Genomic DNA, 16,208 nt, shown 5'->3' with positions numbered 1-16,208 from the left:
GTCCGTCACACGAGCAGACAATCCGGTTGTCTGCTCGTTCTTCTCCTTTAACGCCACAATCCTCACCCATTAGCGCCCAATCACCACAAATAGCCAAAATTATTTTTGTGATGCAGATCAGCATCAACGTTCAATTTTTACTCAATAACTGGCAAAAGAGACTGTTTAAACGCCAAGTTAAAACAAATGATTAACACAATAGACACTTTTATGTATTCTGCTGTCACTGGTCTGATTTCTTACCTCCTACCAGATCCATAGAATCACGCCAGAATTGAATGGGAAGAAGCTGAAATAACAACAGATCTTGTCGTATACGGTGGCAAAAAAGCCCTGATGCTGACAGAAAATCTGCCCACAAGAGAGAACACTATGACAACTGCCTTTTTCAAAAAAAGCCTGATCGCGGCCGCCGTTACCCTGGCCAGTACCCAAACCTTCGCTGCCGCGTTCCAGCTGAACGAACACTCGGCCTCCGGTCTGGGTCGTGCGTATGCAGGGGAAGCCGCCATTGCCGACAACGCAGCCGTGTTGTCACGCAACCCGGCAGCCATGACCCGTTTTGACAAGATGGCACTCTCCGTTTCCGGTACTTACATCAAACCGGATGTGGATGTTGAAGGTGATATCTATGCAGGCCCCGCTAAAATGGCCAGCGCCAGCCAGTCTGACATTGCACCGGATGCCTTCGTCCCTGCTACCTACTTTATCCAGCCGCTGAACGATCAGTGGGCCTGGGGCATCGGCATGTTCTCCAACTACGGTCTGGCGACCGAGTACTCCAAGAACTTCGCTGCCGGTGCCGGTGCCGGTGATACCGAGCTGCTGACCTTCAACATCAACCCGAATATCGCCTACCGCATCAACTCAAACTTCAGCGTCGGTGCCGGCATCAACGCAGTCTACGCCAAGGCCGAGCTAAACCGTTATGCCGGTGCCCTCGCCCCGGCCCTGACTGCCAAGACAGGTATAGTCCACAACAGCGACACCGCCATAGCGCACCTGAAAGGCGACACTTGGGGCTTTGGTTGGAACGTCGGCACCATGTACGAGGTAAACGAGGATCATCGTTTCGCTCTGACCTATCGCTCCCAGGTGGATTTGAGCTTTGACGGTGACTTCAAGGGCTTGAGCTCAGGCTACAACACCGTTGATGGCAATCTGAAACTGGATCTGCCGGCCCAGGCCGAGTTCGCCGGTTACCACCGTCTGAATCCGCAGTTCGCCGTGCACTACTCCGTCAACTGGACTGACTGGAGCGCCTTCCAGGAGCTCAAGGCCACCAGCAACTCCTGCGCCGGCGGCGTCTGTCTGCAAAAAGACGAGAAGTTCAAGGACTCCACCCGTTACGCTCTGGGTGGAACCTGGTACATCAATCCGTCCTGGGAAGCCCGCATCGGTTTCGCCTATGACAAGACTGCGATTGAGGCTGAATATCGCAGCCTGAGCATTCCGGACTCCGACCGCGTCTGGTATAGCGCTGGTGCCACCTACAACATCGACAAGGACATGAGTGTCGATTTCGGCATGGCCTATCTGGATGGCAAGAAAGTAGACGTGAACGAAGGCCTTACCAGCCACTCCGATCCGGTACGCTGGAAGGGTACCTCTAGCGGTACTGCTTTGCTGGCCTCCGCTCAGTTCAACATGAAATTCTGATTATCTGCAGAACCAAAAGAGCGCCTACGGGCGCTCTTTTTTTATTCAACATACTGTTTTCAGCGTACAGCTGTAGCAAACACCTGTTCACATTTCCTTTTTTATCAAGCCATTAGCCCCCTACTTCTCAGCATTTAATCTTGTTTTACACCCTACAGGGCTGAGCCCGTTGCCTTACTGGTCATACCATATAAAATCCTGCACCCGACCATAAGACCGATTGAACCCAGCGTTCATTTTCAAGGACAACGCAATGCACTCCTTCATGAAGCCATCTCTTGTCGCCCTGCTGGTACTGTCAAGCCAGGCCCAGGGAGCAGGTTTCCAGCTGGCCGAACAATCCGCTACCGGCATGGGCCGCGCCTTCGCCGGCGAGGCAGCCATCGCTGACAACGCCAGCGTGCTCTCCCGCAATGCGGCCGCCATGACCCGTTTCGATACAGTGGCTTTCTCTGGTGGTTTCATCTATGTCCGCCCCGACGTCAACATAGAGGGGACCACCCGAGTGCCTACCGCCATGGGCCCAGTCAATCTGGACGCAGCAGCCCACGATATTGCTGGCGATGCCTGGGTCCCGAACGCTTATCTGATAGTGCCGCTCAATGAGCAGTGGCGACTGGGGCTGGCAGCCACCTCCTACTACGGCCTCGGCGTCGAGATGCCGGATAACTACAATGCCGGTCACTTCGGCAATGTCTCGGACATCAAGACCCTGGATTTGAGTGCTTCGCTGGCCTATCGCATCAATCAGATGTGGTCTGTCGGCGGCGGCCTTTCCGCCATTCAGGGTGAGGGAGAAGTGGGTGGCACCTTCCCTTCCAACAACAAAATAGCCAAACACCTGAAAGGGGATGGCTGGGCCATGGGCTGGCACCTTGGCACTTTGCTGGAGCTGTCAGAAACAACTCGCCTGGGTCTCTCCTACCGGCATGATGTGACCCTGACGCTCTCCGGCGATGCCATCGGCATCGAGCAAAATGGTCAGGCGTTTACCGACACCGGCAGCCTGGATCTGCCCCTGCCCGCCACGGCCGAGCTGGCTCTGTTCCATCAGTTGACCCCGACCCTGGCGTTGCACTCAAGCATCAACTGGACCAACTGGAGCAAATTTGTGCAGCTCGAATCCGAGCTCGACAATCACGGCATCATGCACATCAAGGATGAGCACTGGGAAGACAGCTGGCGCTATGCGCTGGGCCTGACCTATCAGCTGGCGCCACAATGGCAACTGCGCTCAGGTATTGCCTATGATCGCAGCCCGGTCCCGGCCGATCGCCGCACCATCTCCATCCCTGACTCGGACCGGGTCTGGTACAGCGCCGGTGTGGGCTATCAGTTTGATCACAACCTCTCGCTGGATCTGGGCCTGACGCTGATCGACGGCAAGAAAGTGGATGTGTCCGAGACCATGGAGCTCAAGCCCGGGATCTCGCAAACCACCTCTACCTTCCAGGGCACCTCGGAAGGGGATGCCTGGCTGGCTGGCCTGCAGCTGAACTATCTCTTCTAACCCGGCTCTTCCAACCCCGGCCCTTCCATTCAAGCACTATGCCAGTTATTGACTGTTTCCGGTCCCGCCGCGCTGGCATAGTGCTCATCTTCACAATAAAATCAATCCAGTACTCACGCTGGAGAGATGCATGTATTCATACGTAGCAAGGCAGCCCATTCTGGATCGGGAATTGAACACCTATGCCTATGAGCTGCTGTTTCGCGACAGTCTGGATAATGTGTTTCCGGTGATCTCCTCCCAGCAGGCCACCGCCAGACTGGTGGTCGAGCAATTTTTGCAACAGAACATCGATCAGTTGCTTGGCGGGCGCCCCTGCTTTATCAACTTTCCCCACTCCCTGCTGCTGGAAGGGCTGGCGGAATGTCTGCCACAAGAGAAGGTCGTCATCGAAATCCTGGAAGATGCAGATCCTGACGATGCCTTGTTGGCCAAAGTGCAGCAGTTGCATGAGCTTGGTTATCAGCTGGCGCTGGACGACTTCACCATGTCGGACGAATGGGAGCGCTTCCTGCCCTATATTCACATCATCAAGTTCGATCTGCGCGCCACCTCGCTGTTGCGGATCAAGGTGTTCATCCAGCAACACCAGCATCTCAAGCTCACTTATCTGGCGGAAAAAGTCGAAGACAAGGCGGAGTTTGAACGAGTGAAGCGGCTCGGTATCGATCTGTTCCAGGGGTTCTTCTTCAGCCGACCCGAGATGGTGAGGCAGACCACAATGCAGCCCGCCCAGGTGGTGGTGATGCAACTGCTCAATGTAGTCAACCAGGAGGAGCCGGATCTCAATCGTATCGAACAGCTGCTGAGTCAGGATATCTCGCTATCCCTCAAGCTGTTGCGTTACGTCAATCACCTGAAGAGCCACGCCAACCCCATCTCCTCGTTTCGCCAGGCGGCCGTTTATCTGGGTCACACCCAGCTCAAGCGCTTCGTGACCCTGGTCGCAGCCACCAGCGCGGGCCATGGCAAGAGTGCCGAGCTCTATCAGATGTCCATGATCCGGGCCCGCTTTTGCGAGCTGCTGGCGCACACCCATGCCCCCACCCAGGAGGCGCAGCAAGCCTTTATCACGGGTCTGTTCTCTTTGCTGGATGTCTTGATGGAGCAGCCGATGGACAGGCTGCTCGGCACTATCCCCCTGATCGAGGAGATCCGGGTCGCCCTGCTGGAACGCAAGGGCAACCTGGGTTTCTATCTCTCGTTTTGTGAAGATTATGAGAGTGCGAACTGGCAGCGCATTACCGCCAGAACGGCCCGACTCGGGCTCAATGAAGAGAAGGTCAGCCAGCTCTATCTGGCCGCCACCGCCTGGGTCAATCAGCAATTCCAAGCCATGGCGGAAACAGATTAACTCAACTCGATGGCGACGGCAGTCGCCTCCCCTCCACCGATACACAGGCTTGCCACACCCCGTTTCAGACTGCGCGCATGCAGTGCATGAATGAGCGTAACCAGAATACGGGCACCACTCGCCCCCAGTGGATGCCCCAGTGCGCAGGCCCCGCCGTTCACGTTCACCTTGTCATGAGGCAGGTTGCAACCCGCCATGGCCAGCATGCTGACCATGGCAAACGCCTCATTGATCTCGAATAGATCGACCTCTTCCGCCCGCCAGTCGATCTTGGATAGCAAGGCATTGATGGCGCCGATGGGCGCATTGGTAAACTCGGCGGGCGCAGCGGCATGACTTTGATAACCCACCAGATGGGCCAGCACAGGCAGGCCCAGCTGCGCCGCCGTCTCGGCTCGCATCAGGATGAGCGCCGCCGCTCCGTCCGAGATGGAGCTGGCATTGGCAGCCGTTATGGTGCCCTGCTTGCTGAATGCCGGTTTCAGATGGGGGATCTTGTCGGGCCTGGCCTTGGCAGGCTGCTCATCCTCGGCGAGCAGCAGGGTGTCACCGACAGTAACCCGGGCCAGCTCGGCCTTGAAAGCACCGCTCTGCTGGGCAGCCAGCGCACGCGTCAGGGAAGCGATGGCAAAAGCGTCCATGTCGGAGCGGGCCAGACCGGCGCGATCCGCACTCAACTGGGCATAATGCCCCATCAACTGGCCTTCGTAAGCATCCTGCAAGCCGTCGAGAAACATATGATCCAGCACGCTCTGATGCCCCATGCGAAAACCGCTGCGCGCCTTGTCGAGCAGGTAAGGCGCCCGGCTCATGCTCTCCATGCCACCGGCGATCACTATGTCGGTGTCACCCAGACGCAAGCTGTCTGCCGCCAGCATCACCGCCTTCATGCCGGAACCACACACCTTGTTGACAGTGGTGCATGGCACACTCTCCGGCAAACCCGCCTTCAACACAGCCTGACGGGCGGGCGCCTGCCCCACCCCGGCACTGAGCACATTGCCCATGTAGGCTTCATCGATCTGCTCCCCCTTGAGCCCGGCTTGTGCCATGGCGGCAGCAATGCCGCAAGCGCCGAGCTCGGGGGCGGTCAGGTTGGCCAAGGCTCCCTGGAAGGCCCCCATGGGGGTACGCTTGGCCGCAACAATCACAATATCCATCAATAGCACTCTCCTTGTTACATGGACATAACATATGCTGCTCCCGCTGCTGGAACAAGACTTGCGGGGCAGTTGACGTTTGGGTAAGGTGCCAGCCTGCATTGACAACAAAATGACAGTCAAGATAGCGCCATGAACCGAACCAAGGATGACTCACGGACCTACAGCATCAGCGAACTGGCCCGTGAATTTGATGTTACGACCCGAAGTATTCGTTTTTATGAAGATCAGGGACTGTTGAATCCTGCCCGTCAGGGACAAACCCGGATTTACAGCAAGCAGGACAGGGTGCGCCTCAAACTGACCCTGCGCGGCAAGCGGCTGGGCTTCAGCCTGGCGGATATCCGGGATCTGTTTGATCTCTATGATGCAGACAAGAGCAGCCGTACCCAGCTGCAAACCATGCTGGGACTGGTGGCCGACAAGCGGGAAACGCTGCAACAGCAGCTGGAAGACATCAAGATGGTGTTGCTGGAGCTCGACGCCGCCGAGCAGCGCTGCCAGCAGGCGCTGGTCCAGTTGCAGCGAAACACGGGGGAGACACCATAAAGTAAGGGGCCGGCAGGCCCCTTTGTCATTGACTCGTTTGTGTAGCTGTTATTTTGACCAGCGATCCGGGTCGTAATCCGGGCTGTAACGGTCGACGATGACGGCGCAGGCCGCATCCCCTGTGATGTTCAGCGCGGTACGGATCATGTCGAACAGACGATCCAGAGCGAACAACAGCGGCAGACCCTCGATGGGGATACCGGCAGCCAGCAACACGGCCACCACCAGGAAGCTCGGGCCCGGCACACCGGCCTGACCAATCGCCCCCAGAGTAGAGGTAAGGATGATGGCCACCCAGGCCCCCACGCCGAGGTCAACGTTGAACACCTGGGCAAAGAAGATGGCAACCAGACCGTAATAGATGGCGTTGCCACTCATGTTGATGGTGGCGCCAAGTGGCAGTACGAAAGAGGCGGTGGCATTGCTCACCTTGAGATCTTTTTCGCAGGTCTGCAGCGTCACCGGCAGGGTCGCCATGGAAGAAGCGGTGGAGAAAGCCACGATCTGCGGCTTCTTCATGGCGGAGAAGTACTTGCGCACCGGTGTGTTGGAGAAGAGCACAACCAGCAGCGGGTAGACCACGAACCCGAAGATCAGGATGGCAGCCACATAGACCACGAACAACTTGAGCACCAGAGTCAACACGTCGAAGCCGTAGGTCCCAATGGCCTCGGCCATCAGGCCGAACACACCGAGCGGTGCAATCAGCATCACCTTGTTGATCATCCAGACGAAAGCGTCCACCAGGGTGTTGAGCCCATCTATCAGCGGTTTGGCTCGCTCACGTGGCTGCTTGGCCAGTGCGATGCCAAGGAACATGCAGAACACCAGGATCTGCAGTATGTTGGCTTCGTTCAATGACTGGAAGACGTTAGTCGGGATCATGCCAAGCAAGGTAGATACCGCATCCGGCAGGGCGCCCTTGTCGGCGTAGTCGCCGGAGAACATGGAGGCCATGGAGCCAAATTCGACGCCGACACCGGGTTTGAAGACTTGCCCCATCACCAGCGCCAGCAGCACGGCCAGTGCCGACGTGCCGAGGAAGAAAGCCAGGGTGGTAACGCCTATCTTGCCCGCAGCCGGGCTGGCGCCCAGATTGGCGGCCCCCGACAGGATGGCAACTGCCACCAGCGGGATCACCAGCATCTTGATCAGCTGGATAAAGAGGGTACCAAGCGGTGCAAAGATGCTGGCTTGTTCACCCATGAACGCCCCCACCAATGCGCCCAGCACCATGGCAACCACAACCTGGAAGCCAATGTTCTTAATGAGTCCTTTTGTTAACACAGAATGTTCCTTTATTTAGCAAAAATTCACACTTTCCCAGTGCAATTAACCAGACAGGGGAAAAACACCTGTTCATTCCCCTGAGCGCGCGTTTTGTCTCATATTTATCTGCTGTTTTAAATCGACAAATCGTTAACGGAACTTATTGATAACTTTGCGACAAAGTGAAGATTCAAAAGGAACATGACGATTTTTCCAGCTTTATTCATGACAACTGACAAAACATTGTGCTACTTTTGCTGGGCAAACGTGCATACAGGGATGAAAACATGCTGAAAGTTAACGAATATTTTGACGGAAATGTAAAATCCATCGGTTTCGAGCAAAAAAGTGACAAAGCGACCGTTGGTGTGATGGAAGCCGGTGACTACCAGTTCAATACTGCCGCCCCCGAGCGGATGACTGTGGTCAAGGGTGCTCTCACCATACAACTGGCCGATGAGGACGAATGGCACACCTACAGTCAGGGCCAATCCTTCGAGGTGGCCGGCCACTCTTCTTTCAAGCTGGAAGTGAAAACCCCCACCGCCTATCTGTGCGAATTTCTCGACTGAGTGACCGAATGCAGATGAGTGACTGAACAGTGCAAAGGAGCGGGCCCGGGTCTCGCTCCTTCTCTTTGATGCCAGTGCGCTCATTCCAACCTTCTTTGCCCGCTGCCAGCCACTCATTTGTATGCCGCCATCACACGCCTCAGCTTCCCCGCTTTCCATCGACTACAAAAAATTTACAATGTTTAGACAAAACCCATAATCGGAGTGGTGTCATGATCAGTGTCTTCGACCTGTTTTCCATCGGGATCGGCCCTTCTTCTTCCCATACGGTGGGGCCGATGCGGGCCTCTTACGCCTTTGTTAACGCGCTCAAGCAGCAGGGTCTGCTGTCTGGCACAGAACGGGTAGAAGTCGAGTGCTACGGATCTCTCGGCCAGACCGGCAAGGGTCACGGCACAGGCAAGGCCATCATTTTGGGGTTGGCTGGCTTTGAACCGGAATCGGTGGATATCGAAGCCATTCCCGCCTTCCTGAGCGAAGTGGATCGCAGCCAGTCCTTGCTGCTGGCGGGTGAGCAGCCGAGCCAGTTCGCCCGGGTCGGTGCCATCATCTTCAATCGCCGCAAGACCCTGGCCGCTCACTCCAACGGCATGACGCTGCGCGCATTCGCAGGCAATGCCCTGCTGCTTGAGCAGACCTACTACTCCATCGGCGGTGGCTTCATCATAGAGGAGAGCCATTTTGCCAACGCCAAGGAAGAGGCGGCCCGCTTCGATGCAGCCCACCCCGTCCCCTACCCGTTCGAGAGCGGCGCCCAGCTGCTGGCCCATTGCCAGGAGAGCGGTCTCTCCATCTCGGGTCTGATGCTGGCCAACGAGAAGGTATTTCGGAGCGAAGAGGAAATCAAAGCCGGTCTGCGCAAGATCTGGCAGGCAATGCAGGCCTGTGTCGAACGCGGCTGCCGCAGCGAAGGGGTGTTGCCGGGCGGCCTCAAAGTGAAGCGCCGGGCCCCGGCCCTCCATCGCCAGCTCAACTGCGAGACCAACTTCAACAAGGATCCCCTGATGGTGATCGAGTGGGTGGACTTGTTTGCGCTGGCCGTCAATGAGGAGAACGCCGCCGGTGGCCGTGTGGTCACAGCCCCTACCAACGGCGCCGCAGGCATCATTCCGGCCGTGCTGCATTACTATGACCGTTTCGTGCGCAAGGTGGATGACGAGCTGCTGCTGAGTTACTTCCTCACCGCCGCCGCCATCGGCATCCTGTACAAGAAAAACGCCTCGCTGTCGGGAGCCGAAGTGGGCTGTCAGGGAGAAGTGGGCGTCGCCTGCTCCATGGCCGCCGGTGCCCTGACCGAGATCCTGGGCGGCAGCCCCGCCATCGTCGAAAACGCCGCCGAGATAGGTATGGAACACAATCTGGGCCTCACCTGCGATCCGGTGGGAGGGCTGGTGCAGGTGCCCTGCATAGAACGCAACGCCATGGGTGCAGTCAAGGCCATCAATGCCGCCCGCCTCGCCCTGCGTGGCACAGGTGAACACAAGGTGTCGCTGGACAAGGTGATCAAAACCATGTGGGAAACCGGCAACGACATGAAGACCAAGTACAAGGAGACAGCCCGCGGCGGCCTGGCGGTTAACATTACAGAATGTTAAAAACAGCCAATTGACTCCACTTTTTCCCGCAATACCCGGCCTGGCCGGGTATTTTTTTGCAAAACGTTTGCCAAGTGCTTAACAAAATGGATAAGCATCAAAATAAATTTTATACTCGCGTCTCTGATTCAACAAAAATAGATCTATTTCAACTTTTTTTAGGCTTTGAATCGTTACACTAGGGTTATCTGGTTCATTGACCTCGGCGACGACGCCCTCGTCCCATGGATCACCCCGTTTCTGCGAGTGGGCATGGCGCCCCCTTCTATCCTGAGGTAATTGTTACATGATCAGCGTTTTTGATATCTTCAAAATCGGTGTTGGCCCCTCCTCTTCCCACACTGTCGGCCCGATGAAAGCTGCCAAACAGTTCGTGGATGAACTGCGTGCTGGCGGCAAGATCCGTGACATCACCCGGATCCAGGTCGATGTCTATGGCTCACTCTCCTGGACCGGCAAAGGTCATCACACCGATACCGCTATCATCATGGGTCTGGCGGGCAACCTGCCCGAGAACGTCGACATCGACGGCATCCCCGAATTCATCTCCCGCGTAGAGCAGACCGGCCGCCTGCCGATCGGCCTGCACTGCCACACCGTCAGCTTCCCGCAGGGCGCCATGGTGTTCCATGACGAGGCGCTGCCGCTGCACGAAAACGGCATGAAGCTGACCGCCTTCATCGAAGATGAGGCTACCTATAGCAAGACCTATTACTCCATCGGTGGCGGTTTCATCGTCGACGAAGAGAACTTCGGCAAGGCCGACAGCGGCGACATGTCGGTAAGCTATCCGTTCAAGAGTGCGGCAGAGCTGCTCGCCCACTGCAGCCAGACCGGTCTCTCCATCTCCGCCCTGATGCTGGAAAACGAGAAGTGCTTCAACACCCCGGAAGAGATCTACAAGAAACTTGGCAAGATCTGGACCACCATGCGTGAAGGGATCGAACGCGGCTGCCGTACCGAAGGGATCCTGGCCGGCCCGCTGCGCGTGCCCCGTCGTGCCGCCCCGCTCTACCGTCAGCTGACTACCAATGAACATCTCTCCAACGATCCGATGAGCATCGTCGACTGGGTCAACATGTTTGCCCTGGCGGTGAGTGAAGAGAACGCTGCCGGTGGCCGCGTGGTGACCGCGCCGACCAACGGCGCCGCGGGCATCATACCGGCCGTGCTGGCCTACTACGACAAGTTCATCCAGCCGGTCGGCCGTGACGAATACACCCGCTTCTATCTGGCCTCCGCCGCCGTTGGCATGCTCTACAAGATGAACGCCTCCATCTCCGGCGCCGAAGTGGGCTGCCAGGGTGAAGTGGGGGTCTCCTGCTCCATGGCCGCAGCCGGCCTGACCGAACTGATGGGTGGCAGCCCGGAACAGGTGTGTGAAGCCGCCGAGATCGGCATGGAGCACAACCTGGGTCTGACCTGTGATCCGGTGGCCGGTCAGGTGCAAGTCCCCTGCATCGAGCGCAACGCCATCGCCGCCATGAAGGCGGTCAACGCCTCCCGCATGGCCCTGCGTCGCACCTCCAAGCCGCGCGTGTCATTGGACAAGGTCATCGAGACCATGTACATCACCGGCAAGGACATGGACTCCAAGTACCGTGAAACCTCCCGTGGTGGCCTGGCCATCAAGGTGATGCAGGTTGCCTGTGAATAAGCAGTGTTTGCCAAAAACACAAAAAGGCGGGAATTCCCGCCTTTTTGTTGCCTGCTATTTGGAGACGCTGGCCATCTGGATTACCGCTGCGATTTATTCACTCTGCAATCGCATCCCTTGTTTATCGTATGAAATGCCCAATCAGAGGAAGTGCCAAGACCTGAGCCAGCTACTCCACGATACGATCGGCCAGGGTTCCCACCGCCACCACGAAATAGTGGGAGCGATTCCAGTGGCGCAGTACCAGATAGTTGGGATAAGCCAGATAGGCGCGCCCTTCCACATCGTCGGGGCGAACCAGGGAAGCCTGCATCTCGGCGCGGGGCAAGGCTGTGCCATCGAGCTGCCTCACGCCCAGTGCCTGCCATGCCGATAACGGCCTGGACTGTTCCAGCCCGAGCAAGGCGGGATCCAGCATCTTGGGCACCTTGACCTGACGGCCCCAGGTTTCATCCCCGTGCCAGCCATTCTGATGCAGATAATTGGCTGCCGAACCAAACACATCCGCGAGATTGCCCCACAAATCCTTCTTGCCGTCACCATCCTGATCCACCGCGTATTTGAGGAAGGAAGATGGCATGAACTGCACCTGCCCCATGGCACCGGCCCAGGAGCCCTTGAAGGCCGCAGGGGTCACATGTCCCTGCTCTATGATATGCAGGGCATCAAACAGCTGCCCTTTGAAAAAGGCCTCACGTCGACCATCCCAGGCCAGCGTGGCCAGCGAAGAAATGAGCGGGAATTTACCGGTCAATTTACCGAAATTGGTTTCGACGCCCCACAAGGCGACAATAAAGCGCGGTTGTACGTCATATTCTGCCCCTATTTTTGTGAGCAGCGGCAAATGCTGACGATATAGGGCCCTGGCCTGATTGACTTTCCACTGCGGGACCGCACGGGGAATATAAGTGTCCAGCGTCACTTTAAATTCCGGCTGGTTTTTATCGTGCTTGATGGCAGGTTCGATGACACGAATATCGGCAAACGCAGCCGCCACTGTCTCAGCCTTGATACCGGCCGCCAGTGCTTCCTGTTTGAGGCCAATCACGTAACGCTCAAAATCGGGGCTGGCCTGCAACTGAGAACTTAACAGTCCCCCCAGTAATAACAGTGCCAGCTGACCCTTCATCAGCGGCTGACCTTTAATTGTGCCTTGTGCTGTTCCAGCAGATTTTCGGGCGGCGGTGGCACCTGCAGGTAGAAGCCCTGACTGCCGAGCGCCTCCATGACCCGGCTGGTCGAGGCAATCCCCAGGGGCTTGGCTGGATCCAGCTTGGTCATCAATACCAGCTCGGGACGACCAAATGTACTCATCAGCACCTCGGGTACGCGGGAGAAATCCTCTCTTCTTTCAACAAAAAGATAGGTCTCGGCTTTTTTACGACTTTTATAGACTGCACATAACATGGAAGTTGATATAATCCGACGGGTTTATTGCCTCTGATGGTGGCAAACTATAACATCAGGAATTGAATAACAATAACGGATTACCGTCTCTGTCTCGGGGAAGATCATGGTTGAGCGCGATAACGAATTGAAAGGGACTACCTTCACTATTTCTGTGTTGCATATCAGCGATGGCAAGCCTGAGCGGATCCGTCAGTTACTGGCGGCAAAAGTCGCCCAGGCGCCTCAGTTTTTTAATTGTGCCCCCCTCGTCATCAATGTGGAACGACTCGCGGATATCCCCGACTTTGACCAGCTTAAAGGGCTGGTCGAATCAGAGGACTTCGTGCTGGTCGGGATCACGGGCGCCAGGGATGAGGCGATGAAGACGGCAGCCAAGGCCGCGGGGCTGGCGGTAATGGCCTCTGGCAAGAGCCGCAAGGTCGAGCCGCTGCCACTGCCGGAACCCACCCCGTCTCCGGTGGCCGAGGTGAAGGCCGCGCCGGCGCCTCTGGTGCCGAGCAAGGTGCACGTGGGCCCCGTGCGTTCCGGCCAACAACTCTACGCCGCCGGCACCTCGCTGGTGATACTGGGCTCGGTGAGCCAGGGGGCCGAAGTCATCGCCGACGACAGCATACATATTTATGGCGCCCTGCGTGGCAGGGCCATTGCCGGTGCCAAGGGCAACACCCAGGCACGGATCTATTGCCAGCAATTGCAGGCCGAGCTGCTATCCATCGCAGGCACGTTCCAACTGAGCGATGCACTGCCGGCAGGCCTGATACAACAGCCGGTGCATGTCCGGCTGGATAACGAACAACTCCGAATAGACCATATCAAATAGAGTTACAAGGAAGCGAGAATGGCGCGAATCATAGTCGTTACATCGGGTAAAGGTGGCGTTGGCAAGACCACAACCAGCGCGGCCCTGAGTACAGGTTTGGCTCAGCGTGGCCACAAGACTGTGGTCATCGATTTTGACATCGGTCTGAGAAACCTGGATCTCATCATGGGCTGCGAGCGGCGCGTGGTGTATGACTTCGTCAATGTGATCAACGGTGAGGCCAACCTCAATCAGGCCCTCATCAAGGACAAACGCTGCGAAAATCTGTTCATCCTGCCCGCGTCCCAGACCCGGGACAAGGACGCCCTGACCCATGAAGGGGTTGAGAAGATCCTGGATCAGCTGGCGGAAATGAAGTTTGATTACATCGTCTGCGACTCACCAGCCGGGATCGAAGCGGGTGCCCTGATGGCGCTCTACTTCGCCGACGAGGCCATCGTCACCACCAACCCGGAAGTCTCTTCCGTGCGTGACTCGGATCGCATCCTTGGCATTCTGGCCTCCAAGTCCCGTCGTGCCGAGCGCGGCGAAGACCCAATCAAGGAACACCTGCTGCTCACCCGCTACTGCCCGACCCGCGTCAACCGTGGCGACATGCTGAGCGTACAGGATGTACAGGATATCCTGGCCATCAAGCTGCTCGGGGTGATCCCGGAGTCCCAGGCTGTGCTGCGCGCCTCCAACTCTGGGGAGCCGGTCATTCTGGACAAGGAGTCCGATGCCGGTCAGGCCTATGAGGATGCCGTTGCCCGCCTGTTGGGCGACACCAAGGATTTTCGTTTTCTGGAAGAAGAAAAGAAGGGCTTCTTTAGCCGACTGTTCGGGAGTTAAACATGTCATTATTGGATTATTTTCGTTCCAACAAGAAACAAAACACCGCACAACTGGCCAAAGAGCGGTTGCAGATCATAGTCGCGCACGAGCGTTCATCCAGAGGGGGGCCGGATTACCTGCCCCAGCTCAAGCAGGACCTGCTGGATGTGATCCGCAAGTATGTGCAGATCGACCCTGACAAGATCACGGTCCAGCTGGACAAGAAGAGTGATGAGCTGTCTGTGCTGGAGCTCAACATCACCTTCGCCGATGACAAAAAGGGATGAGCTGACGCCCCATGCGTGACCCCTTCCCCCAATGAAGACCGGATCCTGTACCAGGATCCGGTTTTTTATTGCCGCAAATAGGGCGGGTCACACGCCTGATCTCGCCAAGGAAGAGGGGGCCAGCTAGAATACCGCGCGCCACTGTTCGGCTTCGCCGACGGGGCGTCTCATTTTTATTATCTGGAACGGACGATCTATGTCTTTGAACGATGAAATGCACAGCGTCGAGGAACTGCTCGACACCGCACTCGAACTTTTCATGGAGCTGGCCTCCGACAACTTGCCGGAGCAGGAGATTGCCGTCTTCAACCGGGAGTTCAACAGTCGCGGCCTGCTGGCGGAAACCGATCCGGCCGATGACTGGGAAGCGGACGTGGGATTTGCCGTAAGCGATACCGAGTATGCCGAGATCTGGATCGGGCTTGGTAATGCCGAACAAGAATATGAGCACCTGTTTGCCCGCATGCTGCTCTCCCGCCGTGTTGACGAGAAGTTCTGCCACATCGAATGGTTGCCCCAATAATTCCGGATCCCGATGATCTGCGTCCCCGCTATTATGCTCCCGAGCCGGTACGTCCGGCTCTGGGACGGCGCATGCTGAGCTGGCTCGGCAAGCTGCTGGTGGCAGTCCTGCTCGGCTCCATCGTCTCGGTGGTGCTGCTGCGCTTCATCGATCCCCCCATGTGGACCTGGCGCATCGAACGGGCCCTGTTTCCGCCCGCCAAGATAGCCGTGGTCAAGCATGACTGGGTGCCCATAGATCGTATTTCGCGGGAACTGCAACTGGCGGTGATCGCCGCAGAGGATCAGCGCTTTGCCGACCATAGCGGCTTTGACATGGATGCCATCAGCTCGGCACTCAAGCACAACCAGCGCAGCAAGCGGGTACGTGGCGCCAGCACGCTGAGCCAGCAGACAGCCAAGAATCTCTTCATGTGGAGCGATCGCAGCTTCCTGCGCAAGGGGATCGAGGCCTGGTTTACCCTGCTGATGGAGCTGGGCTGGGACAAATCCCGTATCCTCGAGGTCTATCTCAATATCGTGGAGTTCGGCCCCGGCATCTATGGCGCCGAGGCCGCCGCCAAGCACTATTTTGGCAAATCGGCCGCCCGCTTGACTCGTTACGAGGCTTCTCTGCTGGCTGCCGCCCTGCCCAATCCCTGGCGCTATCGGGTCCAACCTCCCTCCCCCTATGTTCAGCAACGCTCTGCCTGGATCCGTCGCCAGATGGGTCAACTTGGCCAGGCTACCCTCAACAAGGTATACAAGGACGATTGAGGATCGGGCACAGAGCATGCTCGGATAGCCATAGATCGCCCCTGAGCGCATCAGAGTCATCTATCAGGGATCGGGGTCAGCAGGCAATGTCTCTGCCGGCGGGCCCAGATGACCGCCCACCGTGCTCTGGTGCAGCGGCAGATAGTGCCACCACCAGGCCTCCCGTCGTCGCTTGATCTGCTGTCGCCGCACTCGTCGCTTCATGACACCCCTCCAGTGGATCCCCCTTCAACCATACCTTCTACCCGCGCCGTTGGACAGGTGGCGGATCGGTA

The 16,208-nt window shown here is 57.3% G+C and carries 17 protein-coding genes; 12 read left to right on the top strand and 5 right to left on the bottom strand.

Translation table 11 applies throughout. The annotated features are described in order from the left end of the window. Positions 1-372: 372 nt before the first annotated feature. The 3 genes from OKC28_RS14510 to OKC28_RS14500 all read left to right on the top strand — a co-directional run bounded on the left by OKC28_RS14510 (position 373) and on the right by OKC28_RS14500 (position 4,523). Complete coding sequence (locus tag OKC28_RS14510; protein WP_021140039.1) at positions 373-1,659, top strand: outer membrane protein transport protein; 1,287 nt, start codon at positions 373-375, stop codon at positions 1,657-1,659. Positions 1,660-1,912: 253 nt separating this feature from the next. After that, complete coding sequence (locus tag OKC28_RS14505) at positions 1,913-3,169, top strand: outer membrane protein transport protein (protein WP_021140038.1); 1,257 nt, start codon at positions 1,913-1,915, stop codon at positions 3,167-3,169. Positions 3,170-3,299: 130 nt separating this feature from the next. Next, positions 3,300-4,523 (top strand): EAL and HDOD domain-containing protein, encoded by a 1,224-nt coding sequence (locus tag OKC28_RS14500; RefSeq protein ID WP_034524016.1) that lies wholly within the window; start codon positions 3,300-3,302, stop codon positions 4,521-4,523. On the opposite strand, the gene OKC28_RS14495 is transcribed toward OKC28_RS14500, so the two are convergent. Continuing rightward, complete coding sequence (locus OKC28_RS14495) at positions 4,520-5,683, bottom strand: acetyl-CoA C-acyltransferase (protein ID WP_256683839.1); 1,164 nt, start codon at positions 5,681-5,683, stop codon at positions 4,520-4,522. The two genes, OKC28_RS14500 and OKC28_RS14495, sit on opposite strands and share 4 nt — an antisense overlap. Before the next feature lie 132 nt (positions 5,684-5,815). On the opposite strand from OKC28_RS14495, the gene OKC28_RS14490 reads away from it, so the two are divergent. Continuing rightward, a complete protein-coding gene (locus tag OKC28_RS14490) occupies positions 5,816-6,232 on the top strand; it encodes a MerR family transcriptional regulator (RefSeq protein ID WP_021140035.1) in 417 nt (138 codons plus the stop codon). A gap of 48 nt (positions 6,233-6,280) precedes the next feature. Here OKC28_RS14490 and OKC28_RS14485 read toward each other — a convergent pair whose 3' ends face one another. Further along, on the bottom strand, positions 6,281-7,519 hold the full coding sequence (locus OKC28_RS14485; protein WP_099993332.1) for a dicarboxylate/amino acid:cation symporter: 1,239 nt from the start codon (positions 7,517-7,519) through the stop codon (positions 6,281-6,283). Between the two features lie 269 nt (positions 7,520-7,788). Between OKC28_RS14485 and ppnP the strand changes: the two genes are divergently transcribed. From ppnP to OKC28_RS14470, 3 genes are all read left to right on the top strand, one after another. Next, complete coding sequence (ppnP, locus tag OKC28_RS14480) at positions 7,789-8,073, top strand: pyrimidine/purine nucleoside phosphorylase (RefSeq protein WP_201302849.1); 285 nt, start codon at positions 7,789-7,791, stop codon at positions 8,071-8,073. Between the two features lie 212 nt (positions 8,074-8,285). Next, the gene (locus tag OKC28_RS14475; protein WP_059114328.1) at positions 8,286-9,668 is read left to right on the top strand and encodes an L-serine ammonia-lyase; all 1,383 of its coding nucleotides are present in this window, start codon (positions 8,286-8,288) and stop codon (positions 9,666-9,668) included. A gap of 286 nt (positions 9,669-9,954) precedes the next feature. After that, positions 9,955-11,325 carry an L-serine ammonia-lyase gene (locus OKC28_RS14470; RefSeq protein WP_021139264.1) on the top strand — a complete coding sequence of 457 codons (1,371 nt, stop codon included), beginning with the start codon at positions 9,955-9,957 and terminating at the stop codon, positions 11,323-11,325. A 169-nt stretch (positions 11,326-11,494) separates the two neighbouring features. Here OKC28_RS14470 and OKC28_RS14465 read toward each other — a convergent pair whose 3' ends face one another. Together OKC28_RS14465 and OKC28_RS14460 are read right to left on the bottom strand one after the other, a co-directional pair. Then, the gene (locus OKC28_RS14465; protein WP_256683840.1) at positions 11,495-12,454 is read right to left on the bottom strand and encodes a lytic murein transglycosylase; all 960 of its coding nucleotides are present in this window, start codon (positions 12,452-12,454) and stop codon (positions 11,495-11,497) included. Further along, the gene (locus tag OKC28_RS14460; protein ID WP_059167725.1) at positions 12,454-12,732 is read right to left on the bottom strand and encodes a YcgL domain-containing protein; all 279 of its coding nucleotides are present in this window, start codon (positions 12,730-12,732) and stop codon (positions 12,454-12,456) included. Before OKC28_RS14460 ends, OKC28_RS14465 begins: the two co-directional genes overlap by 1 nt. Before the next feature lie 106 nt (positions 12,733-12,838). Here OKC28_RS14460 and minC point away from each other — a divergent pair, with 106 nt between their 5' ends. The 5 genes from minC to mtgA all read left to right on the top strand — a co-directional run bounded on the left by minC (position 12,839) and on the right by mtgA (position 15,933). Continuing rightward, positions 12,839-13,555, top strand: coding sequence for a septum site-determining protein MinC (gene minC / locus OKC28_RS14455; protein WP_005311268.1), 717 nt, complete (start codon positions 12,839-12,841; stop codon positions 13,553-13,555). 18 nt (positions 13,556-13,573) lie between these two features. Beyond that, the gene (gene minD, locus OKC28_RS14450; protein WP_005311266.1) at positions 13,574-14,386 is read left to right on the top strand and encodes a septum site-determining protein MinD; all 813 of its coding nucleotides are present in this window, start codon (positions 13,574-13,576) and stop codon (positions 14,384-14,386) included. Between the two features lie 2 nt (positions 14,387-14,388). After that, the gene (gene minE / locus OKC28_RS14445) at positions 14,389-14,655 is read left to right on the top strand and encodes a cell division topological specificity factor MinE (protein ID WP_005311265.1); all 267 of its coding nucleotides are present in this window, start codon (positions 14,389-14,391) and stop codon (positions 14,653-14,655) included. 196 nt (positions 14,656-14,851) lie between these two features. After that, positions 14,852-15,178, top strand: a complete 327-nt coding sequence (locus OKC28_RS14440) for an HI1450 family dsDNA-mimic protein (protein WP_005311263.1) — start codon at positions 14,852-14,854, stop codon at positions 15,176-15,178. Next, positions 15,163-15,933: a monofunctional biosynthetic peptidoglycan transglycosylase gene (gene mtgA, locus OKC28_RS14435; protein ID WP_256683841.1), complete on the top strand. Its 771-nt coding sequence runs from the start codon at positions 15,163-15,165 to the stop codon at positions 15,931-15,933. The genes OKC28_RS14440 and mtgA overlap by 16 nt, the downstream gene beginning before the upstream one ends. 63 nt (positions 15,934-15,996) lie before the next feature. Here mtgA and OKC28_RS14430 read toward each other — a convergent pair whose 3' ends face one another. Further along, positions 15,997-16,137, bottom strand: coding sequence for a hypothetical protein (locus tag OKC28_RS14430; protein ID WP_162829730.1), 141 nt, complete (start codon positions 16,135-16,137; stop codon positions 15,997-15,999). Positions 16,138-16,208 lie beyond the last annotated feature (71 nt).

Origin of the sequence: Aeromonas sp. D3, from assembly GCF_027705025.1 — a bacterium.
GTDB lineage: Bacteria > Pseudomonadota > Gammaproteobacteria > Enterobacterales > Aeromonadaceae > Aeromonas > Aeromonas salmonicida.
This window is presented reverse-complemented; position numbering and strand designations above follow the sequence as displayed.